The organism is Pseudaestuariivita sp. (assembly GCF_052825805.1).
The window spans coordinates 641,490-664,552 of record NZ_JBRBVB010000002.1 but is presented as its reverse complement, the minus strand read 5'-3'; the positions used below and the strand labels follow the sequence as shown (position 1 = coordinate 664,552).

Annotated in this window: 21 protein-coding genes and 1 tRNA gene; 9 read left to right on the top strand and 13 right to left on the bottom strand. The window is 66.1% G+C overall.

Features of this window, described 5'->3' with window-relative positions; genetic code table 11:
- Positions 1 to 390, bottom strand: coding sequence for a DUF4149 domain-containing protein (locus ACU0B3_RS04210; RefSeq protein ID WP_446259554.1), 390 nt, complete (start codon positions 388 to 390; stop codon positions 1 to 3).
- 217 nt (positions 391 to 607) lie between these two features.
- Between ACU0B3_RS04210 and lon the strand changes: the two genes are divergently transcribed.
- On the top strand, positions 608 to 3,010 hold the full coding sequence (lon, locus tag ACU0B3_RS04205) for an endopeptidase La (RefSeq protein WP_446259553.1): 2,403 nt from the start codon (positions 608 to 610) through the stop codon (positions 3,008 to 3,010).
- Positions 3,011 to 3,076: 66 nt separating this feature from the next.
- Here the strand turns inward: lon and ACU0B3_RS04200 are convergent, their stop codons facing one another.
- Positions 3,077 to 3,493: a tail fiber domain-containing protein gene (locus ACU0B3_RS04200; RefSeq protein WP_446259552.1), complete on the bottom strand. Its 417-nt coding sequence runs from the start codon at positions 3,491 to 3,493 to the stop codon at positions 3,077 to 3,079.
- Between the two features lie 223 nt (positions 3,494 to 3,716).
- Between ACU0B3_RS04200 and ACU0B3_RS04195 the strand changes: the two genes are divergently transcribed.
- A tRNA-Val gene (locus ACU0B3_RS04195) sits at positions 3,717 to 3,791 on the top strand.
- Between the two features lie 164 nt (positions 3,792 to 3,955).
- Here ACU0B3_RS04195 and ACU0B3_RS04190 read toward each other — a convergent pair.
- The 5 genes from ACU0B3_RS04190 to secG all read right to left on the bottom strand — a co-directional run bounded on the left by ACU0B3_RS04190 (position 3,956) and on the right by secG (position 10,988).
- Positions 3,956 to 5,344 carry a surface lipoprotein assembly modifier gene (locus ACU0B3_RS04190; protein WP_446259551.1) on the bottom strand — a complete coding sequence of 463 codons (1,389 nt, stop codon included), beginning with the start codon at positions 5,342 to 5,344 and terminating at the stop codon, positions 3,956 to 3,958.
- Positions 5,341 to 6,447 (bottom strand): hypothetical protein, encoded by a 1,107-nt coding sequence (locus ACU0B3_RS04185; RefSeq protein WP_446259550.1) that lies wholly within the window; start codon positions 6,445 to 6,447, stop codon positions 5,341 to 5,343. Before ACU0B3_RS04185 ends, ACU0B3_RS04190 begins: the two co-directional genes overlap by 4 nt.
- Positions 6,448 to 6,837: 390 nt before the next feature.
- On the bottom strand, positions 6,838 to 8,583 hold the full coding sequence (locus ACU0B3_RS04180) for an alpha/beta fold hydrolase (RefSeq protein ID WP_446259549.1): 1,746 nt from the start codon (positions 8,581 to 8,583) through the stop codon (positions 6,838 to 6,840).
- 214 nt (positions 8,584 to 8,797) lie between these two features.
- Complete coding sequence (locus tag ACU0B3_RS04175; RefSeq protein WP_446259548.1) at positions 8,798 to 10,441, bottom strand: CTP synthase; 1,644 nt, start codon at positions 10,439 to 10,441, stop codon at positions 8,798 to 8,800.
- 178 nt (positions 10,442 to 10,619) lie between these two features.
- A complete protein-coding gene (secG, locus tag ACU0B3_RS04170) occupies positions 10,620 to 10,988 on the bottom strand; it encodes a preprotein translocase subunit SecG (protein WP_446259547.1) in 369 nt (122 codons plus the stop codon).
- 108 nt (positions 10,989 to 11,096) lie between these two features.
- On the opposite strand from secG, the gene nthA reads away from it, so the two are divergent.
- Genes nthA through ACU0B3_RS04155 form a run of 3 tightly spaced genes read left to right on the top strand, consistent with a single transcriptional unit; the run spans position 11,097 to position 12,687 of the window.
- Entirely contained in the window at positions 11,097 to 11,708 is a 612-nt protein-coding gene (nthA, locus tag ACU0B3_RS04165; RefSeq protein ID WP_446259546.1) for a nitrile hydratase subunit alpha, read from the top strand.
- The gene (nthB, locus tag ACU0B3_RS04160) at positions 11,705 to 12,379 is read left to right on the top strand and encodes a nitrile hydratase subunit beta (RefSeq protein WP_446259545.1); all 675 of its coding nucleotides are present in this window, start codon (positions 11,705 to 11,707) and stop codon (positions 12,377 to 12,379) included. The genes nthA and nthB overlap by 4 nt, the downstream gene beginning before the upstream one ends.
- Positions 12,376 to 12,687: a nitrile hydratase accessory protein gene (locus ACU0B3_RS04155; RefSeq protein WP_446259544.1), complete on the top strand. Its 312-nt coding sequence runs from the start codon at positions 12,376 to 12,378 to the stop codon at positions 12,685 to 12,687. Before nthB ends, ACU0B3_RS04155 begins: the two co-directional genes overlap by 4 nt.
- A 12-nt stretch (positions 12,688 to 12,699) precedes the next feature.
- On the opposite strand, the gene ACU0B3_RS04150 is transcribed toward ACU0B3_RS04155, so the two are convergent.
- Positions 12,700 to 14,895 (bottom strand): hypothetical protein, encoded by a 2,196-nt coding sequence (locus ACU0B3_RS04150; protein ID WP_446259543.1) that lies wholly within the window; start codon positions 14,893 to 14,895, stop codon positions 12,700 to 12,702.
- Between the two features lie 139 nt (positions 14,896 to 15,034).
- On the opposite strand from ACU0B3_RS04150, the gene ACU0B3_RS04145 reads away from it, so the two are divergent.
- Complete coding sequence (locus tag ACU0B3_RS04145; RefSeq protein WP_446259542.1) at positions 15,035 to 15,691, top strand: thiamine diphosphokinase; 657 nt, start codon at positions 15,035 to 15,037, stop codon at positions 15,689 to 15,691.
- Here ACU0B3_RS04145 and ACU0B3_RS04140 read toward each other — a convergent pair.
- The 4 genes from ACU0B3_RS04140 to ACU0B3_RS04125 form a co-directional block, all read right to left on the bottom strand.
- Entirely contained in the window at positions 15,672 to 16,577 is a 906-nt protein-coding gene (locus tag ACU0B3_RS04140) for a DMT family transporter (RefSeq protein ID WP_446259541.1), read from the bottom strand. The two genes, ACU0B3_RS04145 and ACU0B3_RS04140, sit on opposite strands and share 20 nt — an antisense overlap.
- 87 nt (positions 16,578 to 16,664) lie before the next feature.
- The gene (locus ACU0B3_RS04135; protein ID WP_446259540.1) at positions 16,665 to 18,032 is read right to left on the bottom strand and encodes an L-serine ammonia-lyase; all 1,368 of its coding nucleotides are present in this window, start codon (positions 18,030 to 18,032) and stop codon (positions 16,665 to 16,667) included.
- Positions 18,033 to 18,196: 164 nt separating this feature from the next.
- Positions 18,197 to 18,640: a GNAT family N-acetyltransferase gene (locus ACU0B3_RS04130; protein WP_446259539.1), complete on the bottom strand. Its 444-nt coding sequence runs from the start codon at positions 18,638 to 18,640 to the stop codon at positions 18,197 to 18,199.
- Entirely contained in the window at positions 18,640 to 19,089 is a 450-nt protein-coding gene (locus tag ACU0B3_RS04125; RefSeq protein WP_446259538.1) for an iron-sulfur cluster assembly scaffold protein, read from the bottom strand. The genes ACU0B3_RS04130 and ACU0B3_RS04125 overlap by 1 nt, the downstream gene beginning before the upstream one ends.
- A gap of 123 nt (positions 19,090 to 19,212) precedes the next feature.
- Between ACU0B3_RS04125 and hisI the strand changes: the two genes are divergently transcribed.
- Positions 19,213 to 19,572 (top strand): phosphoribosyl-AMP cyclohydrolase, encoded by a 360-nt coding sequence (gene hisI / locus ACU0B3_RS04120; protein ID WP_446259537.1) that lies wholly within the window; start codon positions 19,213 to 19,215, stop codon positions 19,570 to 19,572.
- A 132-nt stretch (positions 19,573 to 19,704) separates the two neighbouring features.
- On the opposite strand, the gene ACU0B3_RS04115 is transcribed toward hisI, so the two are convergent.
- Entirely contained in the window at positions 19,705 to 20,652 is a 948-nt protein-coding gene (locus ACU0B3_RS04115; RefSeq protein ID WP_446259536.1) for a radical SAM protein, read from the bottom strand.
- Positions 20,653 to 20,905: 253 nt separating this feature from the next.
- Here ACU0B3_RS04115 and zwf point away from each other — a divergent pair, with 253 nt between their 5' ends.
- Positions 20,906 to 22,372 (top strand): glucose-6-phosphate dehydrogenase, encoded by a 1,467-nt coding sequence (gene zwf, locus ACU0B3_RS04110; protein WP_446259535.1) that lies wholly within the window; start codon positions 20,906 to 20,908, stop codon positions 22,370 to 22,372.
- The gene (gene pgl / locus ACU0B3_RS04105; RefSeq protein ID WP_446259534.1) at positions 22,369 to 23,040 is read left to right on the top strand and encodes a 6-phosphogluconolactonase; all 672 of its coding nucleotides are present in this window, start codon (positions 22,369 to 22,371) and stop codon (positions 23,038 to 23,040) included. The genes zwf and pgl overlap by 4 nt, the downstream gene beginning before the upstream one ends.
- Positions 23,041 to 23,063: the final 23 nt, after the last annotated feature.

Genomic DNA, 23,063 nt, shown 5'->3' with positions numbered 1-23,063 from the left:
TCAGACGATCAGTACCAAAGCCCAGCCGCAAAGCGCGATCTGCACCAGTTGCAGCATGACAGACGCGCCGTGCAACCGCTTGAAACTGGCCTCGTTCCCGCTGTCGGTGGCCGCGTTAATCCTTGGCATGAGCCATTCGCGCGCCAGCACGGTTGTGGCGCAGATCACGATCAACAGCAGACCCGCCGGGCGCGACACCACAAACGCCGCAAGCGCGCAGACAAAGGCCAGCGCGGCAACCACAAGGTAGTAGTAGGGAAACGTCCCGCGCAGCAGCGGACGCGTCTTTTCCAGGCCCAGCAGCTTGAACAGTACCGGCGCATAGCCAAAGCTGAAAAAGATCATCCCGCCAAAAAGCGTCGCCGTCAAAAGATGCGCAAGTGTCTGCATGCCGGGCAACATAGGCGCGGCACGTACGCGTCAAGCGCGAACCCGTTGAATTGTCGGCAAGCGGGCCTTGTGATGGCCTGCAAAGACGGGCACCTTGCACGCACGAGCAGCCGTGGTTGACGCAGCATAACCGCGACACGACATGTTAACCCTGACTGGAGACGGGCGCACGTTGCCGCCTCGCGGGACCGTCCGTCTTGCTGAGAAAGGAAAAAGAATGAGAGAGCCTCTCAACGCCTCCTATCCCGTCCTGCCCCTGCGCGACATCGTGGTGTTTCCGCACATGATCGTCCCGCTCTTTGTCGGGCGCGACAAATCCGTGCGCGCGCTCGAGGACGTGATGGCGGATGACAAGCAAATCCTGCTGAGCTCGCAGCGTGACCCGGCCGAAGATGATCCGAACCCGGATGGCATCTACCCGGCAGGTGTGCTCGCCAACGTGTTGCAATTGCTGAAACTTCCCGACGGCACGGTCAAAGTGCTCGTCGAGGGCCAGGCCCGCGTGCGCATCACCGAGTTTCTCGACAACGACGACTTTTTCGAAGCGCGCGCTGAGTACCTCGAGGAAGAGCCCGGCGATGCCGCGACCACCGAAGCGCTGATCCGGTCCGTCGCCGAAGAGTTCGAGCGCTACGCCAAGGTCAAGAAAAACGTGCCCGAAGAGGCGCTCGGCGCCGTGGCCGAAGCCGACGAGCCGGCCAAGCTGGCCGACCTTGTGGCGGGTCATCTCGGGATCGAGGTCGACCAGAAACAGGACCTTTTGGAAACGCTCAGCGTCAGCGAGCGGCTCGAAAAGGTCTATGGCCTGATGCAGGGCGAAATGTCCGTGCTGCAGGTCGAGAAAAAGATCAAGACGCGCGTCAAATCCCAGATGGAGCGCACCCAGCGCGAGTACTACCTGAATGAGCAGATGAAGGCCATTCAGAAGGAGTTGGGCGACGGCGAGGACGGCCAGAACGAAGTGGCTGAACTCGAAGCAAAAATTGCCGACACCAAGCTCTCGAAAGAGGCGCTGGAGAAGGCCGAGGGCGAGCTGAAAAAGCTGCGCAACATGTCCCCGATGTCAGCAGAGGCGACGGTGGTGCGCAATTATCTCGACTGGATGCTCTCGATCCCGTGGGGCACCCGCAGCCGCGTGAAAAAGGACCTCGGCCGGGCGCAGAAAATCCTCGATGACGATCACTACAGCCTTGAAAAGGTGAAGGAACGCATCGTCGAGTACCTCGCGGTCCAGCAGCGCTCGAAAAAGCTCAAAGGGCCGATCATGTGCCTCGTGGGCCCGCCGGGCGTGGGCAAGACCTCGCTTGGGAAATCCGTGGCCAAGGCGACCGGACGCGAGTTCATCCGTATCTCGCTCGGCGGCGTGCGGGATGAGTCCGAGATCCGCGGTCACCGTCGCACGTACATCGGCTCCATGCCGGGCAAGATCATTCAGGCGCTGAAAAAGGCCAAAACCACGAACCCGCTCATCCTGCTCGACGAGATCGACAAGATGGGGCAGGACTTCCGTGGTGACCCGGCCTCGGCCATGCTTGAAGTGCTTGATCCGGAACAGAATTCCACCTTCGTGGATCACTACCTCGAGGTCGAATATGATCTGAGCGATGTAATGTTCCTGACCACGTCCAACAGCTACAACATGCCGGGTCCGCTCCTCGACCGGATGGAGATCATCCCGCTCTCGGGCTACACCGAGGACGAGAAATCCGAGATCGCCAAACGGCACTTGCTCTCGAAACAGGTCAAGAACCACGGCCTCAAGAAAGGCGAGTTCGAGGTCACCGACGCGGCTCTGACCGACATCATCCGCTACTACACCCGCGAAGCGGGCGTGCGGAACCTCGAGCGGGAGCTGGCGAAACTGGCCCGTAAAGCAGTCACGCAGATCGTGAAGAAAGACGTGCAATCGGTTGAAATTACGCCGGAAAACCTTGGTGACTTTCTTGGCGTGCGCAAGCACCGCTTTGGTCTGGCCGAAGACGAGAACGCAGTCGGTGTCGTGACGGGCCTCGCCTACACGCAAGTGGGCGGCGACCTGTTGCACATCGAGGCGCTCAAATTGCCGGGCAAGGGCCGGATGAAGACGACGGGTACCCTCGGCGACGTGATGAAGGAGTCGATCGATGCGGCATCGAGCTACGTCCGGTCGATTTCGACGGACATCGGGGTAAAACCGCCGCAGTTCGAGAAACTCGACATCCACGTGCACGTGCCCGACGGCGCCACACCCAAGGACGGCCCGTCCGCGGGTCTCGCCATGGTCACGGCCATCGTGTCGGTCCTCACGGGCATCCCGGTGCGCAAGGACATTGCGATGACCGGGGAAGTGACCCTGCGCGGCAACGCTTCGGCCATCGGCGGGCTCAAGGAAAAGCTGCTCGCAGCGCTTCGGGGCGGTATCAAGACGGTGTTGATCCCGCGCGAGAACGAAAAGGACCTCGCCGAGATCCCGGACAACGTCAAAGAAGGGCTGGAGCTTATTCCTGTCGACCACGTGCAGGATGTGCTGAAACACGCCCTGATCGAGACGCCCGAGGCCATCGAGTGGGACGAAGCTGCTGAAGAGGCCGCCGCTGCCGCCCGTCAGGCCGAGACACCTATCGGTGCTGTGGCTCACTGATCGGGCACATATGCAACAAAAAAGGGCGCTCCATCGCGGGCGCCCTTTTCAATTAATGTCAGGTGCTTAGCGGATGACCTTCATCTCGATCCCGAGAGCCGCGTAGTCCACCGCAAGAATGCCCGTGTCACCTTTGATGACTGCATCCGGCTGCACTTTGAGCACGTCCTGCGCCATCACACCTTCGTACACATGGCCTTCGATGCCGGTGTAGGAGAACTGGTAAAGCGGCAGGCCATGCACCGTGGTGCGGCCTGTCGGCGCGATGTCGGTTTTCAGCCGCTCGTCGCTCGCGAGCACCATGCCGCCACTGCCGCCCCCGCTGGCCGCCGCCACGCCAAGCACCAGCACGGTCATCAGCAGCACAACCGACACCGCGGAGCTGCTCGACTGTGCGACCTCGACCGCGTCTGCCATGACAACTTCCGGCGTGACCACCGGATCGGAAAGCCCGCCAGCCATGGACGCGCTTGCGAGGGCCATGCTGGCCACCGATGCACAAAGAATGCGTTTCATATCGTCCCCCGATAGATTTTGCCTGTAAATTATGCGTAGCGGCTACACTGTGTCCGGTCAACATAATCTCGTGTACGCACGCGCAAACCGCCCCAAATCTTGCACTGCTTAGGGGCGCCGGGCAGGGCGCTTAGGCGCCATCTTCGCCCTTGAACCCACCGCGCGCTGGGGCTAAACCCTGCGGCGGAATGGGTGATTAGCTCAGTGGTAGAGCGCTTCGTTCACATCGAAGATGTCAGGAGTTCGAATCTCTTATCACCCACCATTCCCTCCTCTGTCAGAGAAAACGGCGGCGTAAGTCGTTGGAATGGCACCTTTTTCAAAGGGTGCCCGGGACAGACGTGGAAAAGCACGTCCGCCCCGAGCCATGCGCCGCGCACGGATGGCGTAGAATCCCGTTGCGCGCCACATCTCGTGACCCCGCCGCGCTCAGAAATCGCGGGTGAGCCGCAGGTCGACCGAGCTTGACGAGGTGTCGTTAAAGGCGGCGTTCGACTTGTTGCGCTGGGTGCGCAGCGTCATTTGCGGCGCGAAGCCCGCGACCACCAGATCGCGTTTTGTCAGGGTCAGGGACAGGATCAGCCGCTCGTCCTCGCGCGCTTCATCGAGACCGGGGTATAGTCCCTTGTAGCGGCGTTTGGCTACTGTGCCTTCGACGTAAGCCGAGACACCCAAAGGGAATTCCCGGAAATACCCGAGTCCGAGGCGCGCCTCGTCAAAGGAGAACCGCTCCTCCTCCTTGCGGCCCACGGCGACCCCGGCGATGTAGCGTACAAACCTGTCGGGACCGCCAAACCGGTCGAGTTGCACCGGCACATTCAGGTAGTGTCCCTCGTCGCCCGGCGCGCCGTCAAAGCGCTCGTAGCGGTACTCGGGCCCGACATAGAGCCGCCAGCGGTCGCCCAGCCGCAGGTTCGCCTCCAGCCCAAGGCCGTGATAGCGATAGGTCCGGTCGCCATCGACCATCGACCCGCCCGCCAGCGCGCGCACCAGCACGTCGCCGCGCGCCACGCGCCGCTCGATCCCAAAGGACAATTGCCCGCTCGTGTTTGTCCGCTCGATCGAGGGGTAATGCTCCACCCGCAGATCCGCCACGCCGATCACCGCGTGCCGCGGGTCCATCTGCGCGCGAAACGCCAGTTGCCCGCCGGCGGCAAATCCCAGCCCGGAGGTCTTGCGGCTCTCCTTCGGGATCCGTCCCGTCAGGTTGCCAAAGGCGACCGTCTTGCGGTCCGATCCGTTGTTGATGTTGGTGCTCGGCAGCAGCGAGACATAGCCGCGCGCCGTGACTGGACGTTGCTCATCGAGCGCGCGCAAGAGGCCCGAGAGCTGGCCGTCCAGCCGGTCATCGACGCCCGCCGCAATCAGCCGTTCGGCCTGTACGCGCGCGGTGTCGTAGAGCTGGAGCCGCGCGAGCGCTTGGGTCAGTGCAATCCGCACGAGGTCGAGCTCGGGGCGCTGCGCCAGCACCGCCCGGTAGATCTCCACCGCCTCGGCGTCCCGGCCTTCGGCGCTTGCCGCGAGCCCGTCCACATAGGCAACCCGCACCGCGTGATCGGCGTCGCCGGGCTGAAAGGCGCGCGCGAGCCGCCGCGCGTCATCGGTCAAACCTTGTGCGATCAGGACGCGCACCGCGATTTGCAGATCACCCGCCGTGTTGATCGTCACCACGTCCCCGGTCGAGAGCCGCGCCGTCAACGCCTGCGCGGGGAGGGCCAGCACAAGAGCCGTCACAAGGGCGGTGAGGAAGGGTCCCGAAGGACCCTTCCGTTTGGCCAGCTGCACACACGCCAGCATGGCCTGGATCGCACCCCTCATGGCTGCCGGTCACCGACAAAGACGGCGGTGGTTGCGGCTTGCTCGCCCCCGATGTTTCCGGTGATCAGCGCCGTGCCGGCGGCGGCCTCGGCCGCGTCACCCATGAACGAGCCCGAGAAATCGGAGGTCGCGCCATTGGCGTAGACCGCCGTGTTGCCGTTCACCATCCTCGCCGTGCCGCCGGTGAAATCGCCGCCGTTGATCGTCGCGCCGGACAGGATGATGTCGGTCGAGGTGCCCGAGCCATTGGCTCCGCCGCCGCGCCCGACGCCCGTCAGACGTCCGTCCACCGTGCCCGCGCCAAAGTCCGCCGTGAGCGTGACATCCGCGCGCACCGACGCGTCGACCGCCTGGCCGCCGGTGATGCTCGTGCCGGTCACCGTTGTCACGACAGCGCCATCCGTGCGGCTGAACGTGGCGGTTTGCGAGGGCAGGGCGCTCTCTGGCGTGAAGGTCCCGCCGTAAAACACGCCGGTCGTCGAGCGCGCGGAGAGCGAGTTCAGGCTGCCCGCGCCCAGCTGCACCATAAAGAAGTCGTCGGTGCCGTCGTTGTTGAGGTCGTCCGCTTCGATGGTGAACTGGTCACCGGCCGTGTTGGGATCGCCCGTCGAGGTAAAGAGCGCCTGGCCAAGCCCGCTGCTGCCGGTGCCCGACACGCCGGGGATGTTGCCGGCGACGTCGATCGAGCCCGTGCCGCTGGCTTGCAGGGGACGGCCCGTGGGCGAGTCGATGGTCACCCCATCGAGATCCAGAACGGCGGTTGTGTTGGTCGTCGTCTGGTTGGGCCCCGTGTCGATGTAGGGGTAGGCGGACGATTCGTAGATGGTCGGCGCACCGGGCACGGGAATGGTGACCTGGGCGTTCTTGTCCGACTGGATCACGACACCCTTCATGTTGGCTGTGCCGGTAAAGCCGGCGCCTGCGGTTGTGCCCGTGCCGGCAACCGCGCCGGTGCCGCCCCCGCCACTGCCGTTGCCACCACCGCCGCCGCCTGTGCCGCCGCCTCCACCAGCGCCGCCGCCACCGCCGCCGCCACCGCCGCTACCTGCGCATCCCGCAAGCGCCAACGCGCCGACAACCACCAAAGCAGAGCTTACTTTCATAGTGAATCCCTCGTGTCTGATCCCGGCGCCGTAGGCGGGGTGGGCGCGCCGGATCGCTGTGAAAAGGGCTGCCACCCGCAGCCTCTCCGGGCCCGCCACAGGTCCTGCGGCGCGCCCGGCGGTGAGGTCAGGACGGGCGTAGACACAATCGCAGCGCGGGAGGCGCGCTACGGGTCAAGCTGAGATGCGAGGATCGCCGGCCAATGCCGACGAGCCGCGCGCAAAATCGGCATATGCCGAAGCGGAAAAGGAGAGTGTCCATGAGGCGGCAAAGCCCCATGGCGCCAAAGAAACGGTGTTCCACGCCAGTGTTCCGTAAAGTCAGTGTCTACGCCAGTGCCGCGAAAACTTGCGACACCGGCATCGTTGCATGACCCAGCGGAAGCGCTGTCACCCCACGGGGTTAAGGCCGTGAAAAAACTGCGAAGTCTCTGAAATCACGTAATCAAAGTCGCGATAGAGGAGGTCCGAGCCGAACCCCTCCCGCAGGATCAGGGGCGGCAGGCCGCGCGCCTCGAGAAAGGCGGCGACGAACCGCGCGTCGAGGATTTGATCGCTGTCCCCATGCATCCAATGCTGGGGAAAGTCGAAATGGTCGAATTCGGCGCTCCAGTCGGACATCGCCGACATCCCGTCGCGCACCATCGCCTTGGGGTGCTGCGCGGAGGTGTGCAGGAACCCCAGCTCGAATAGCTTGGCGAATTCGGGGTCCTCCAGCGTCTGCTGCTCCACCCCGCCCCGACCGAAGAACTCGCGGTAAAAGGCAACGGGCCCGGTCTTGCGCCATGTACGGAAGCCGACGTTGAGCATCAATTCCAGCAGCTGCGGGGCGTGTACGACGGTGGCCGCGGCCACGCGCGTCGTCCGGTTCATCTCGCGCAGCATGTGGGGCGCGATCGGCACGCCTGCGCCGTTCATCGCCGCGCCTTTGACCCGGCCTTTCAGCGCGCCCGCCGCACGGCAGGCAAAGCTGATCCCGGCCTGATGCACCCAGAAGCACATCTGATCGAGGCGCAGGTGATCGACGACCTTGACCGTATCCTCGGTCACGGTCCGGTTGAACATCGCCCAGTCCTGCGGCGGCGCGCTGCGCCCGAACCCGGGCCGCGAGATGCCGATCACCCGCAGGCCACGGGTGCGAAATTGCTCGATCATGTTGGGCGTAAAGAACGGGCCCAGAATCAGCCCGTGCCAAAACAGCACCGGCTGCCCGTCCTTGGCGCCGTATTCAAAGACCTGCACCTCGCGCCCTTGCCCGACCGGGACCATGCGCGAGAACGACACCACCCGGTCCGAGAGGCGCGGCGCGTCCAGCGTATCCACGAGGCCCGGCGCGCCGAGATAGGCATAAGCGAGGGCGGTCGCCTGCACCTCGGACATCTGCGCCGCGCCGAACTTGCGCAGGATCGACTTGGCCTGCGCCTTGACCGTCTCGCGCGACTTGCCCTGCCGGTCCGCCACGTCGCTTTGGCTCGCGCCGGACAGAAGGTGGCTCAGCACCTGCGTTTCCGCCTGCGTCAGCCCGAACTCGCGCTCGGCAAAGGCCAGCATGTCCGGCGACCAGGCGATAAAGCTCACCGTCAGCTGAAGGCGCGGATCGGTGTCGTGGTCCATCGCGTAGCTGTCCAGCTTCAGGCAGCGGGCGACCATCACGTCGTCTCGATGCTCGACGGAGATCGGCAGCACCTTGGAGCCAGCAAAGCTGCCCGCGCGCGCCTCTTTGATCAGCGCCCGGATCTCGCGCTGCGTCTCGGGCGCGAAAGGCAACGCGGCAAGGTCCGCCGGCAGAGACCGGTCCAGCAGCAGCTCGGCGGGCGCATTGCCGGTGATCTGCCCGGTGTTGAGGTGGATCCAGATGTTCGCCAGCCTGTCGCCGGGATTGACCGGCGTCGCCGACACCGCGTCCTGCGACAGCCCCTTTTGCAGCCGCTCGATATGCGCGCGAAAGCTCGCCAGATCGTCGAGGCTCGCCGGAATGTCCCCCGCCAGCTCGGGCTTGCCGGACTGGCTGAAGAAGAAAAGATCGGACGCCAGCACCATCTCGGAGAACGGATCAGGCTTTTCCGAGGCGCCATACAGCGTGTCGAGCAGGCCAAGCATGCGTTCGAGCGCGGGCGCACGGTCAGGTCGGTTCATGGCACCTTGCGTGATGTCACGGGGGCGATGGTTCACCCAAAAGCACGGCCAAAACACGGGCCGGGGCAACACGGATTCAAATGAGTTTCACACTAGACGCTTGAAAGGTAACGAGAAAATAAGGGGGATGTCCAGAGGTAATGAGGCGTTGTCAACAAGATAAGCGCCGAGTGTTCCAAACAGAGGTAACGCCTCGCGCGTCGCCTGTTTGGCGCTAGACCAGCCGCGAGACGTCCTTGGCCGCGCGCACGAAATCGGCAAACAGCGGGTGCGGCGCAAAGGGCTTGGATTTCAGCTCCGGGTGGAACTGCACGCCGATGAACCACGGATGATCGTCCCACTCGACGATCTCCGGCAGCCGCCCGTCCGGGGACATGCCGGTGAACTTGAGGCCCGCCTCCTCCAGCTGCGCGCGGTAGGCGATGTCGACCTCGTAGCGGTGCCGGTGGCGCTCGTCGATCTGCGTCGTCCCGTAGACCTCCGCCACTTTCGAGCCCGGCTCGAGCACCGCGTCATAGGCCCCGAGCCGCATCGTGCCGCCCTTGTCGTCGCTCACCTTGCGCTCGACCTTGGCGTTGCCCTGCACCCACTCCTTGAGGTGGTAGACCACCGGCTCGAACCGCTTCTTGCCGGCCTCGTGGTCGAACTCCTCCGAGCCCGCCGCACTGACGCCCGCGACGTTGCGCGCCGCCTCGATCACCGCCATCTGCATGCCGAGGCAGATGCCGAGATACGGCACCTTGCGCTCGCGGGCGAACTGGGCGGCGCGGATCTTCCCCTCGGTGCCGCGCTCGCCAAAGCCGCCCGGCACCAGGATCGCGTGGAACCCTTCAAGGTGCGGCGCCGCGTCCTCCCGGTCGAAAAGCTCGGCGTCGACCCACTCGATGCGCACCTTGACCCGGTGCGCCATGCCGCCATGCGTGAGCGCCTCGGCGATGGATTTGTAGGCGTCCTCGAGCTGCGTGTACTTGCCGACGATGGCGATCTTGACCTCACCCTCGGTACCCGTGACGCGGTCGGCCACGTCCTCCCACCGCGCAAGCTGCGGCTTGGGCGCGGGGTTGATCTGGAACGCGTCGAGCACAGCCTGATCGAGCCCTTCCCGGTGGTAGGCGAGGGGGGCCGCATAGATCGACTTGAGGTCCTGCGCCGCGATCACCGCATCGGGCCGCACGTTGCAAAAGAGGGCCAGCTTTTCGCGCTCCTTGGCCGGGATCGGCCCTTCGGAGCGGCACACCAGAATGTCCGGCGCGAGCCCGATCGAGCGCAGCTCCTTGACGGAGTGCTGCGTCGGTTTCGTCTTGAGCTCACCCGAAGCCGCGATGAACGGCAAAAGCGTCAAGTGCATGAACAGGCACTGCCCGCGCGGCTTGTCCTGCGCAAACTGCCGGATCGCCTCAAAGAACGGCAGCCCCTCGATGTCGCCCACGGTGCCGCCAATCTCGCAGAGCATGAAATCGACCTCGTCCTCGCCAATGCGGATGAAGTCCTTGATCTCGTCGGTGACGTGCGGGATCACCTGGATCGTCTTACCCAGATAGTCCCCGCGCCGCTCCTTTTCGAGCACGTTGGTGTAGATGCGCCCCGACGAAATGCTGTCCGTCTTGCGCGCGGGCACGCCGGTGAACCGCTCGTAATGGCCGAGGTCCAGGTCCGTCTCCGCGCCGTCGTCGGTCACGAACACCTCGCCATGCTCGAACGGGCTCATCGTGCCGGGATCAACGTTGAGGTAAGGGTCAAGCTTGCGCAGCCGCACCGAATAGCCGCGCGCCTGCAAGAGCGCACCGAGCGCCGCCGAGGCCAGCCCCTTGCCAAGCGAGGAGACCACCCCGCCGGTGATAAAGATAAAGCGCGCCATGTTCGACATCTCCCGTGGTCGTGGGCGACCCGGCCAGCGGGGCGCGCAAAAGGTGATCGCGGCGCTCGAAAAACGCCATGCCACGGGGTCTCCGTATAACCGGATTCGTGCCCGGGCGGCAAGGGTGGCGCAACATGCTGTGCGGCACGCCGCGCCAAAAACCTAAGTGTGGTGTGGGTTAATCGACCGACGGCACCAGCGGCTCGTCCGCGCCGCCCGTGGGCGGTGGCAGCAGGCCGTCGACGCTCGGCAGAGCCGGATCGGCGCTTTCCTCGGCTGCCGGCACGTCCACGCCCAGCCGGTCGATCACCGAAGAGCCCGCCGAGTTGCGCGCGGCAAAGATCGTCAGCGTCATCGAGGTGCAGATAAAGGCGATCGCGAGCACCCACGTCACCTTGCCCAGCGCCGTCGCCGCCGAGCGCCCGGACACGGCACCGCCTCCCCCGCCGCCGATACCCAGGCCACCGCCCTCGGAGCGCTGCATCAGCACCACGCCGATCAGCGCCAGCGCGAGAAAGAGATGGATGATCAGAACGACGTTTTCCAAGGTGCGGCCCTTATGTCTTGACGCTTCGCGGCTATGTATGCGCATCGCGCGGGTGGGGCAAGGCATGTTCGGCTGGACAGGGCGCAATCGCGGCGTCACTCTCCGCGCATGCTGCATGATGATCCCCACGCTCACACCCTCTTGCCGCCCGAGCCCGAGCTACGCGTCAAGGCGCTCGAGACGCTGCTCGTGGCCAAGGGCCTAGTCGATCCCGCCACGCTCGATGCCATCGTCGAGCAGATGCAGAACCACGTCGGCCCGCGCGCCGGCGCCCGCGTGGTGGCGCGCGCCTGGACCGATCCCGCGTTCCGCGCGCGCATCCTCGCCGACCCGATGCCCGACCTGATCGAGATGGAGCTGACCGGCGCGCAGGGCGAGCACGTCGTGGTGGTCGAGAACACGCCCGAGGTGCACAACGTCGTCGTCTGCACGCTCTGTTCCTGCTACCCGTGGCCGCTGCTCGGCGTGCCGCCCGCTTGGTACAAATCCGACGCCTACCGCGCCCGCGTCGTGCGCGAGCCGCGCGCGGTGCTTGCGGAATTCGGCCTGGGCTTGCCCGACACGCAAGCCGTCCGCGTGTGGGATTCGACCGCCGAGATGCGCTATCTCATCCTGCCGATGCAGCCGGAGGCGTCCCGCGGCCTCGATGCCGGCGCGCTCGAGGCTTGGGTCACGCGCAACGCCATGATCGGCACCGGCCTGCCGGAGGCGCCCGCATGAGCCGGGTGCACGACATGGGCGGGCGGTTCGGCGACGGGCCGGTCGATCCGTCGGAAAAGCCCGCCTTCAAGGCCGATTGGGAGGCCCGGGCCCATGCGCTCGTGATGGCCGCGATGCCGGTCGGCGGCTGGAACATCGATCAGCGCCGGCACGGGCGCGAGACCTTGCCGCCTGCGACCTACATGGCCTTCGGCTACTACGAAAAGTGGATTGCCGGGCTGGCCGACATGCTGGTCGCGGGCGGGGTGCTTGGCGCCGAGGAAGTGCGCTCCGGCGAGGTCTCAGGGCCGGACTCCGAGTTGAAAGACCGCAGGGTTACTCCGCACATGGTCGCCGCTGCGACGGGCAAACGCGTGCCTTTCACCCGCGATGACGCCCCGGCGCCGATGTTTTCGATCGGCGATGCCGTCAAGACGCTGGCGCGCCCCGGCAACGCCTTTGTCCCGGGCGGTCACACGCGTCTGCCCGGCTATGCGGCGGGGCTGACGGGCCGGGTGGTGCGCTCTCACGGCGCGCATGTCTTTCCCGACACCAATGCGCACGGCCTCGGCGAGTGTCCCGAGCCGCTTTATGCTGTTGCCTTTGCCGCAAAAGACCTCTGGGCGGCGCCGGAGCATCCGGGCGACGAGGTGGTCGTCGATCTCTGGCAATCCTACCTGACCCCGGCATGACGGACGACGTCCCGGGCTTTGACGCGCCGTGGCAAGCGCAGCTTTATGCGGTGACGCAAGGGCTCATGGCGCGGGGTGTCTTCGATGCCGCGACCTGGTCGGAGGCACTTGGCGCCGCGCTCGAAGAGGCGCGGGCGCATGGCCCGGTGGATGGCGGCCCGCAGTTCTGGGAAGCGTGGCAGCATGCGCTCGAGACATTGGTGACGGCGCGCACGGACGTCACCGGCGGCGAGCTGGACCAGACCGCAGAGGCGTGGCGCACGGCCTATCTCGGCACGCCGCATGGCATGCCGGTGCGTTTGGAGTGAGGGCTGTCCGCCTCAGCCTGCGGCGCGGTCGTCCTCGGGGCGGTAGCTGATCCGGTCGGAGGCCACGAACTGCCCGCCTTGAGTCTTGCGGATCTTGCCCTCGCGCAGGAGCACGCCGAAGCTGCGCAGACGCTCTTCGCGTGAGCTGTCGGTGGCCTCGGCCGACCGCACCTTGCTCATCAGCTGCGGGCGCGAGAAGCCGGGGCGTTTTTCGACGAACGACATGTAGGCCGCCGCCGCTTCGAGCAGGTCGGGCAGGGCGGTTGCGCCCATCTCCTCGGCGAAATCCACGAATGTCACGTCGGCGTCGAGCTCCATCGCATCGGTGTCGACATCTGGTGCGGCGGGCGGCTCGTCTTCGGCCATCGCCGTGACGCGGCGCGGGCGGATCGGTGCAGAGGCGGGCGCCGCGTTTGCCGTGTCTTCTGCCGGGTCCGCGCCGGGGGCGTCGACGCGCTGTTCGGCCACCAGTTGCAGCGGGGCGGTGTCGCTTGAGCCCATCGCCTCGGCGGCCTTGTTGCGCGAAGATACCGGTCGGCGGGGTCGCACGACCTCTTCGAGATCGTTGCGGTAGGCTTCACTGCTTTCGGCCGTGTCGTTCTCGCGGCCAAGCTGGTCGTCGCCCATGCGGGCGGCCACGGCGGCGCGCAGGTGCGAAATCGCGTTGCGGCGCTGGCGGCCGCTGGGTTCGGACATTTCCGATTCGGCCTTGTCGAGGAGGCGCGAGACTTCGGCGTCGCCTTCGGCAACCCCGGCCCGTGCGAGCACGTCGCGGCCTGCGGAATGCGGCGGGGTTTCCTCGGTTTCTGCCTCGGTCTCTGAGGCATCGTCGGCTGCGGTTTCGGTAGCGGGCGCGGGAGCTGTGTCCTCTTTGCCTTCGTCCGGCTCTTCGACCTCGGCGGCGACTTCGGCAAGCGCGGCTTGCAGGTCGGCCTCGTCCTCGGCGTCGAGGGAGCTGTTCGGATGTGGGGCAAAGGTCTTTTCGGGCGCGGCGATGCCTTCGTCCTCGTCTTCGTCCACCTCTTCGAGCAGGCCGTCGGCGACCGCCTTTTCGATGTCGGCGCGTTTGACCTTCATCACGCGGGCCTGGATCGGCGGCGTCTGGACTTCGGGGGCCGGGGTCGGCGCCTCGGACGTGGCCGGTGCCGGGGTGTCGGGCGCCTCCGGTTCTTCGGCGGCGGCGCGTTTCAGCTGGTCGCGGACCGAGGCGAGCGTGTCCGCGGCAGTGTCGTCCTCCGAGGGCTCGGGTGCCTCTTCCTTGGCGACGTCCTCTGCCGGCGCCTCAAGCGTTGGGGTGTCCTCGCCGGCGTGCTGGTCCTCGGTAAAGCTCTCTGCCTCCGCATCGCGTGCCTGCCGGTCGGAGACGACGCGGCGGATGCGGGCAAGTTTCGCGGCAACGCTGCCCTCGTCCGTGGCGGGCTCCGCAGGCGCCGCGGGGCTCGCGCTTTCGACAGGAGCGGGCTCGTCGATGTCCGTTTCGGGCTCCTCGGCAGTGTCTTCTGCAGGAGCGTCTTCGGTTCCCGCGTCTTCCTCGACTGCGTTTGCGGAGGCGAGTTCGGGTGCGAGGTCTACTTCGCGGTCTGCCGGCGCAGGGGTTCCGGCTGCGTCGAGAAGCATGTCGACGGGGTCGTCTTCGGTGTCTTCTTCCTCAGCCTCAGCCTCAGCCTCAGCCTCAGCCTCAGCTCCATCGAGGTCCTCGTCGGACGCGTTGTCGTAGTGTTCTTCTTCGAGAGGTTTTTCTTCGGCGGCATCTGCCTCCGCGAGATCCTGGTTCTCGGGCGCGGGTGCTTCCGCTTCGACGGCGGGCTCTTCGTCCGCCGCTTCAACTTGAGTTTCTTCTTCGACCGGAGGTTCGGTCACGGGCTCTTCCGAAAGTGTTTCCTCAACCGCAGCCGGTGTCTCGTCCCGCGGCGCGGCAGCAGCGCCCAGGGCTGCGCCGGCGAGCGCGGCAGGAGCGGCGGCGCGCAGGTGCACGCCGGTGTCATCGGAGCGCGCCTCGACCCGGCGGGCCACCTCGCGCTCGGCGATGCGCGCGAGCATCTCGGCGTCCGGGGTGGGTGGCTCTGCGCCGAAATAGCGGTCCTCAGCGGCCAGATCGCGGAAATACTCCGCAATCGCCTTCATCGTGCCAAAGGAATCCTCGAACCCCTCGAGGGTGCACGAGAACGTCCCGTAGGACACGGTCAAAATCTTGTTTGGCTGGTTCATCGGAGTGCTCGCTCCCGCATTGCCTCAATCTTCCGTTTACCAGCAGCGGCGCGACGAAAGCGGCTCGAATCTGTGCTCATTAGCGTATCATTTTGCGGCTTGATTGTGTTTTGTTTCCGTTTCCGGGAATAAACCCGGCATGTCTGAAGAATTTGTTCACAGCGATCAGCCGCTCCTTCTGGTGGGCGGTGCGCCCGTCGATCCTGCTGATCTCAAGGCGTTTTCGCAAGGCACAGGCGCGGTTGTGGCGGCCGATGGCGGCGCGCGGCACCTGGCGGCGGCAGAGATCCTGCCTGACGCGGTGATCGGCGATTTTGATTCGCTGGACCCGGCCACGCGGGCATTTGTGCCTCGGGCGCGGCTCTTGCACGTCGCCGAACAGGACAGCACGGATTTCGAGAAATGCCTGAGCCGGGTGCGCGCGCCGCTGGTGATCGGCCTGGGGTTTCTCGGCGCGCGTGTGGATCACACTTTGGGCGCGCTGAGCGTGCTCGTGCGCTGGCGCGAGACGCCTTGCGTTCTGGTGGGGGAGGACGATGTCGTGGCCCGCCTGCCGGCGCAGCTAAGCCTTGATCTCGCGGCCAAAACGCGCGTGTCGCTTTACCCCATGGGCGCCGTGCGCGGGCGCTCGACGGGGCTCGCATGGCCGATCGATGGGCTCGAGATGGCGCCGGACGGGAGGGTGGGCACGCTCAATCGCGCAACCGGTCCGGTGACGCTCGAGGTGGAGGGTCCTTGCCTGATCCTGCTGCCGCGAGGCTGCGCGGACGTGCTGATCAGGGCGTTGGCGGGGTGACGGCGGTGATCCGCTCGCGCCAGACGACGTAGAGCCCGGCCACCATGATGACCGCGATACCGATGGCCGCCAGCCCGTCAGGCAGGTCGCGGAAGACCAGCCAGCCGATCAGCGTGGCAAAGGGGATCTCGAGATACTGCATGGGCGCGAGCGTCGCCGAGGGCGCATAGCGCAGCGACCAGGTCATCAAGAGGTGCGCGAGCGTGCCGAGCACGCCGATGCCGAGGAGCAGCGTCCACTCCATCCCCGTCGGGGTGACCATGGTCAGACCAGGGACGCCAAGCGGGTGGGTGATCAGGAACACCGGTGCCATGCCGACCGTCGCCATCACGCCGGACACCGCCTGCAGCGCGACGGGGTCCGTCTCCTTGGCGATCTGGCGCGTGACCAGCATGAAAAACGCAAAGTTGAGCGCGACCACCACCGGCAGGAGGGCCGGCCAGCCGACCTCGGCAAAGCTCGGCTGGATCACCATGAGTGTGCCGCCAAAGCCCACCGCGCAAGCCCCGAACCGGCGCCATCCGATGTCCTCGCCCAGCACGTAATGCCCCAGCAGCAGCATGATGAACGGCATGACGAATGCGATGGCGATCGCATCCGCCAGCGGCAGGTACTTGAGCGAGGTCACCATCGCCCAGATGCCGAACACATGCAGCACCGTGCGCAGCGCCGTCAGGCGCCAGACGCGCGGCGTCATCCGCCAGGCGCGCCCCGTCAGCCAGATCACCGGCACGAGGATCGCCGCCTGCACTGCAAAGCGCACGAACACCAGCTGACTGATGGGGATGGTCTGGCCCAGCACCTTGGCAATGGCGTCGCCGATCGGCGCAATCGCGCAGAACATCAGCATCAAAAATATACCCAATAGCGGGCGATCCTGCTCCATGCGCGGACGCTATGTCGCCGGGTCAGGTTTGGCAATCACCGGTTGTATCAATTGGTGCATGTGCAGCAAATTCGCCTATCCGGCGCGTCAACAATTGGGCACGTTCACCGCAAGTCCGCCGAGCGATGTCTCCTTGTACTTTTCGCTCATGTCGAGGCCGGTCTGGCGCATCGTCTCGATGCAGGCGTCGAGCGGGACGAGATGCGTGCCGTCCCCGCGCAGCGCCAGCGACGCCGCCGAGACCGCCTTGATCGCGCCGAGGCCGTTGCGTTCGATGCACGGCACCTGCACCAGCCCCTTGATCGGGTCACAGGTCATGCCGAGGTGGTGCTCCAGCGCGATCTCCGCGGCGTTCTCGACCTGCGCCGGTGTGCCGCCCAGGACTGCGCAAAGCCCCGCGGCGGCCATCGCCGAGGCACTGCCGACTTCGGCCTGACAGCCCGCCTCTGCGCCGGAGATCGAGGCGTTGAACTTCACCAGCCCCCCGATGGCGGCAGCCGTCAGCAGGAACTCCTCCACCCGCGCAGGGCTGGCGCCCGGCACGTGGTCGAGCCAGTAGCGGATTGTGGCTGGCACCACGCCCGCCGCGCCATTGGTCGGCGCGGTCACGATTTGCCCGCCGGCGGCGTTCTCCTCGTTCACGGCCATCGCATAGACGCTGATCCAGTCGTTGATCGTGTGCGGCGCGGTGAGGTTCATGCCGCGCTCGTCGAGCAAGGCGCGGTGAATGCCCGGCGCGCGTCGCTTGACACCCAGCCCGCCCGGCAACACGCCGTCCACGGCGAGGCCCCGGTCGATGCAGTCGTTCATCACCTGCCAGACGCGTTTGACGTCCGCTGTCACATCGCCGCGCCGCGCGCGCTCGTTGGCGCGCTTCATGTCGGCGATGGACTGGCCCGACGTCTCGGCCATCTGCAGCATCTCGGCTGCGCTCTTGAAAGGGTAGGGAACCGGCGCGCCGCCGTCCGTATCCTTGCCTGCGGCAAGCTCTTCGGCGGTCAGCACGAACCCGCCCCCGATCGAATAATAGGTCTCCGACAGGATCACGTCGCCCTGCGGGTCGAGCGCCTCGAGGATCATCCCGTTGGCATGGCCCGGCAAGGCCGGTCCAAAGTCGAACCGTACATCCTCGCGCGGGTTGAACAATAGCTCCGGCAGGTCCGGCGGCGTCAACCGATGGCTGTCCCGAATGGCCTCCAGCAGCGCCTCCGCCTTGGCGTGGTCGTAGCGCTCCGGCAAAACCCCCGCGAGCCCCAGCACCGTCGCCCGGTCCGTCGCGTGTCCCACGCCCGTATGCGCCAGCGAGCCATGCAGCACCGCGCGCACGCCATGCGGCGTGAAAGGCGCCCGGCGCAGCGTCTCCAAAAAACGCCCCGCCGCCACCATCGGCCCCATCGTGTGGGACGACGACGGACCCACGCCAACCTTGAACATATCGAGTACTGAAAGAAACATGCCCGCGCCCCGTTTCCACTACGCGACCCTTTACGCGCTTGGCCACTGGCCAACCACGCAAAACCGACACACGCACGCCAATTGCGCACCCCTTGGACGCTTAAGCGCAGCCCGTAGCTTCTTCTGGCTCGAAATATCCCCGCCGGAGGCTCCCGCACTCTAAGTCAGAGCGACATTTCAAGCACGGGCAAAGACCTCCCCGGCACCGAAGACGATGGTGCAGACCCGGTGACCACGGCCCCCATCTGCTCATAGAATGACCGCGCGCCAGGATCGGCCTCGATGCGCAGCGTCTTTGAGCCCTGCGCGCGGGCGACCCTCACGCTCCAGTCAAAGAGGTGCCCTCCAAGACCGGTCCCGATCGCAGGCGGGTCGATGAAGAGGAGCTCGAGCTCCGCAACCTTGCCTCGCCCGACGGCGGCAACCCCAACCGGCGCACCGTCAGCTTCGGCCATCTGAAAGGAAAACGCGGCCAGGTCAGCCTCGCTGAGCGTCAGCTCCGCGCGGCAGGCGTCGATAAAGGCCGGATCGTAACCCCAGTACGCCTTCGAGCGTAGGCAGAGCGCCGAGAGGGCGGGCAGGTCGGTTGGAACAGGCGTGCGGAACATCACGCGCAGGCGGATGCCTCGGCGGTCGCCATCGCCTCCGCCGTCGCCTCCAGCGTCAGCAGGATCGAGGCGTGGCGGTTCTTGTATTCGGTTGCCGGCGACAGCACCTCGAGGCCGTCGAAGGGCGCGTCGGGCGCGGGGCCGCCCGATTTCAGCATCGCTTTCATCTGGTCGCGTGCGGCCTCGACCTCGGCGCGGCTGCGGCCGAGGATCGCCTGCCCGACGACCGAGGCCGCGGCCTGACCGAGGGCGCAGGCTTTGACCTCCTGGCCGTAGGCCGCGATCACACCGTCCTCGACCGCCACATCCACGGTCACCGTCGAGCCGCAGAGCGGCGCGCGGCGCGTCACGGTCGCATCGGGCGCGGCCAGGCGGTCCGTATGTGGCAGCTCGGAGGCCAGCGCGAGGATGCGCGCGGAGTAGAGCTTGATCAGGTCACTGTCGGCCATGGCGTTGGACTCGGCTTTTTCAGACTCGGCTTGTTCAGAGCGGCGGATTGCTGTCGGCAGGGTTTGCACCTAGCCGGGCTTTCATAGATAGCCAGCATACGCGGCATTGCAAACGAGATCGACATGGCCTTTGACCCTGCGACACTAAAGTACAACGACCAGGGCCTGATCCCGGCCATTGCGCAGGCCGAGGGCTCGGGCGAGGTGCTGATGATGGCCTGGATGAACGCCGAGGCCGTGGCGCGCACGCTTGAGACAGGCCGCGTGACCTACTGGTCGCGGTCCCGGCAGGCGTTCTGGGTCAAGGGCGAGTCGTCCGGCCACGTGCAGGAGCTGGTTGATTTTCGCGTGGACTGTGACCGCGACTGCGTGTTGGTCGTCGTGCGCCAGTCGGGGCCGGCGTGCCACACCAACCGGCGGGTGTGCTTTTACACCGCTGTGCGGGATGGGCAGGAAGTGGAGCTGATGCCCCCGGAGGTTTGACGGCAGCGCTTTTGGCCGGGTGCGGGAGCCTCCGGCGGGGATATTTTTAGCCAGAAGAAGGTGCTGGGTTTGGGCTCCGCTCCTCGTGTGGCTCTTGGGTCATTGGCGTCGGGCGTCCAAGCCGCGGCACTTTCAGGCGGAACAGGAGGCGCCGCCGAGGACGCAGAACTTGGCGCAGTGGGGGTGGTTGAGTTGGACGGGGGCCTCGGCCTCCGCGAGGGTCGCGCCCATCTCGAACTCGGGTGCGTAGGGCAAAAGCGTGCAGGCGAGGACGGCGGGTTTGTCGGCGCCCTTGCGTTTGACGACCATGCGGGACGAGGCGCACATCACGTCGTCGGGGGACTTGTTCAGGATACCCCAGCAGGCGGTTGTGATTTCGGGCACCTCGACGCGCATGTCCATCTCGGGAAAGAGCGTCGTGGCGACCGGGTGGTGCGCGTCGATGTCGTATCCGCGCTCGGCAAAGAGGCGGGCGTAGCCGGCGCGCGCCTCGGCTTCGGTTTCGGAGAACTCTATCCGTCCGGCGACCGCGAGCGGGATGCCTGCATCCCGCAGCCAGTCCATCCCTTCGAGCGCCTTGGCGTAGCTGCCCGTGCCGCGCTCGGCATCGTGCACGGGGGCCGCGTGGTGGTCGAGCGAGATGCGCATCGTCAGCTTGCCGGGGTAGTCGCGGTGGAGCTCGGTCAGCCCGGACAGCACACTTTTGCGCATCATCGGGCGCATGGCGTTGGTGAGGATCAGAACGTCGAACCCCGCAGCGAGGGACCGGCGCGCCATCTCGATCATCTCGGGGTTCATAAAGGGCTCACCGCCGGTAAACGCGATTTCGGTGATCGGCCAGGCGCGTTCGGTGATCTGCGCGAGGTAGTCCGAGACTTCGCCCGCGGTCAGGTAGACGAGCGCGTCGTTGGTCGGCGAGCTTTCGATGTAGCAGTTGAGGCACGTGATGTTGCACAGCGTGCCGGTGTTGAACCAAAGCGTCTTGGGCTCGGTGAGCGCCACCTGCGCGCGCGGCTCGCCCTTGGCGGTCACGAAGGGATCGACGAACTTGCCGCTGTTGGCCTCGACCTGGTCCTTCATCGTGCTCTGCTCCGTCTTGTCGTTCGCTTGCGCCTGTTGCCAACGGATAGACCGGCGCGCGGGGCTGCGCAAATATCAAGCGGTTCACAAATGCGATATTGAGGAAACGTGACGGGGCATTAGACAAAGTGCTGCGCCAAGCGTAAGACGCCGGCAAAGGTGCCGTTAGCGCTAACCTCGTCTGCCGCATGCGCGGGAGGAACTTTGGAGCGCGCGGCGCCGGGTGATAAGGCGCAGCAAAAGGGGTGGGTTCATGGTCTCTCGCGTCATTCCGGTCGAGCCGTTCGACCTTGTGATCTTTGGTGCCACGGGCGATCTTGCGCGGCGCAAGATTTTGCCGGGGCTCTACCGCAGGTTCTGCGCGGGTCAGATGCCTGAGGGCGCGCGCATCATCGGGGCGGCGCGCTCGGACCTCGATGATGCCGCGTTCCGCGAGCTGGTGCGCGAGGCCATTGCCGAGTTCGGGAACGGTGCGCCCTGTGAGACCCAGACCCTCGACGGGTTTCTGGAGGCGCTGAGCTATGTCACCGTCGACGCGCGCGGCGAGGGCGGCTGGCAGGCGCTGAAGGACGCGCTGCGCCCGGATGAGGCCGTCGTGCGCGCGTTCTACTTTTCCGTCGGGCCGGGCCTCTTTGGCGATCTTGCCGAGCGCCTGCACGCGCATGGGCTGGCGCGGGACACCAGCCGCGTTGTGGTCGAAAAGCCGTTCGGGCGGGATCTGGCCTCCGCCAAGGCGCTGAATGCGGAATTGGCCAAGCATTTCAACGAGGAGCAGATTTACCGGATCGATCACTACCTCGGCAAGGAGACGGTGCAGAACCTGATGGCGGTGCGGTTCGGCAACGTGCTCTTTGAGCCGCTCTGGAATTCGCAATACATCGATCACATCCAGATCACCGTGTCCGAGACCGTCAGCGTCGAGGGGCGGGGCGCCTATTACGACAAGTCGGGCGCGATGCGGGACATGGTGCAGAACCACCTGATGCAGCTTTTGTGCCTGATCGCAATGGAGCCGCCCTCGCGGTTTAACCCGGATGCTGTGCGCGACGAAAAGCTCAAGGTGATCCGCGCGCTCGCCCCGGTCGAGACGCACCACATCGTGCGCGGCCAGTACGAGGCCGAGGGCGACACCGGCAGCTACCGCGATCACGCCGAGGATCCGCGCTCGACCACCGAGAGCTTTGTCGCGCTGCGCACGCAGATCGAGAACTGGCGCTGGGCCGGCACGCCGTTTTACCTGCGCACCGGCAAGCGGCTGCGCGCGCGCATGTCCGAGATCACCGTCGTCTTTAAACCGACGCGGCATTCGATCTTTGACATCGGCGAAGGCGAAGACGTGCATTCCAACATGCTGCACATCCGGCTTCAGCCGAACGAGGGCATGACGATGGACGTCACGATCAAGGAGCCGGGCCCCGGCGGCATGCGTCTGATCACCGTGCCGCTCGACATGACCTTTGCCCAGGCGCTCGGTCCCGAGGCCGAAGAGGTGCCCGACGCCTATGAGCGGCTCATCATGGATGTGATCCGCGGCAACCAGACGCTGTTCATGCGCGGCGACGAGGTGGAGGCGGCCTGGGCCTGGACCGATCCGGTGATCGAGGGGTGGAAAACCCGCGGCGATGTGCCAAAACCCTACGAGCCCGGCACGGCCGGCCCGGAGGATGCGCTGATGCTGATGCACCGCGACGGCCGGCGTTGGCGGGAGATTCGCAAATGACGTTAAAACGCTATCCCGACCGCGAAATGTTGATCCTCGATCTGGCCGGACAGCTGGCCGGCGCGCTGCGCCAGGCGCTGGAGACGCGCGCGCGGGTGACGTTCTGCGTGCCGGGCGGCACCACGCCGGGTCCGATCTTTGACGATCTGACATCAGTCGATCTCGACTGGAGCCGGGTGGACGTGCTGCTGAACGACGAACGCTGGGTGCCCGAGGATCACGAGCGCTCCAACACGCGGCTGCTGCGCGAGCGCCTGTTCCGGGGCCGTGCCGAGGCGGCGGGATACCTGCCGCTTTATGCGCCGGTGGACCGCCCCGAGGACGCGCTCGACAGTCTGGCGGAGGCCATCGCGCCACGGCTGCCGCTTGACGTCTTGTTGCTCGGGATGGGGGCGGACATGCACACAGCCTCGCTCTTTCCGGGCGCCGATCTGCTGGGCGAGGCGCTGGCCCCCGGCGCACCCGTGCTCTTGCCCATGCGGGCGCCCGGCGCCCCCGAGCCGCGCATCACATTGTCCGCCGAGGCGCTGAACGGCGCGATGGCCAAACACGTGGTGATCTTTGGCGAGGACAAGAAAGCCGCCTATGACCAGGCGCTCGGCCTTCCGCCGCAGGAGGCACCGGTCGCCGCGGTGCTGGAGGCGGCCACCGTGCATTGGGCGCCTTGAAGTGACACGTGAGCCTCGCCGTC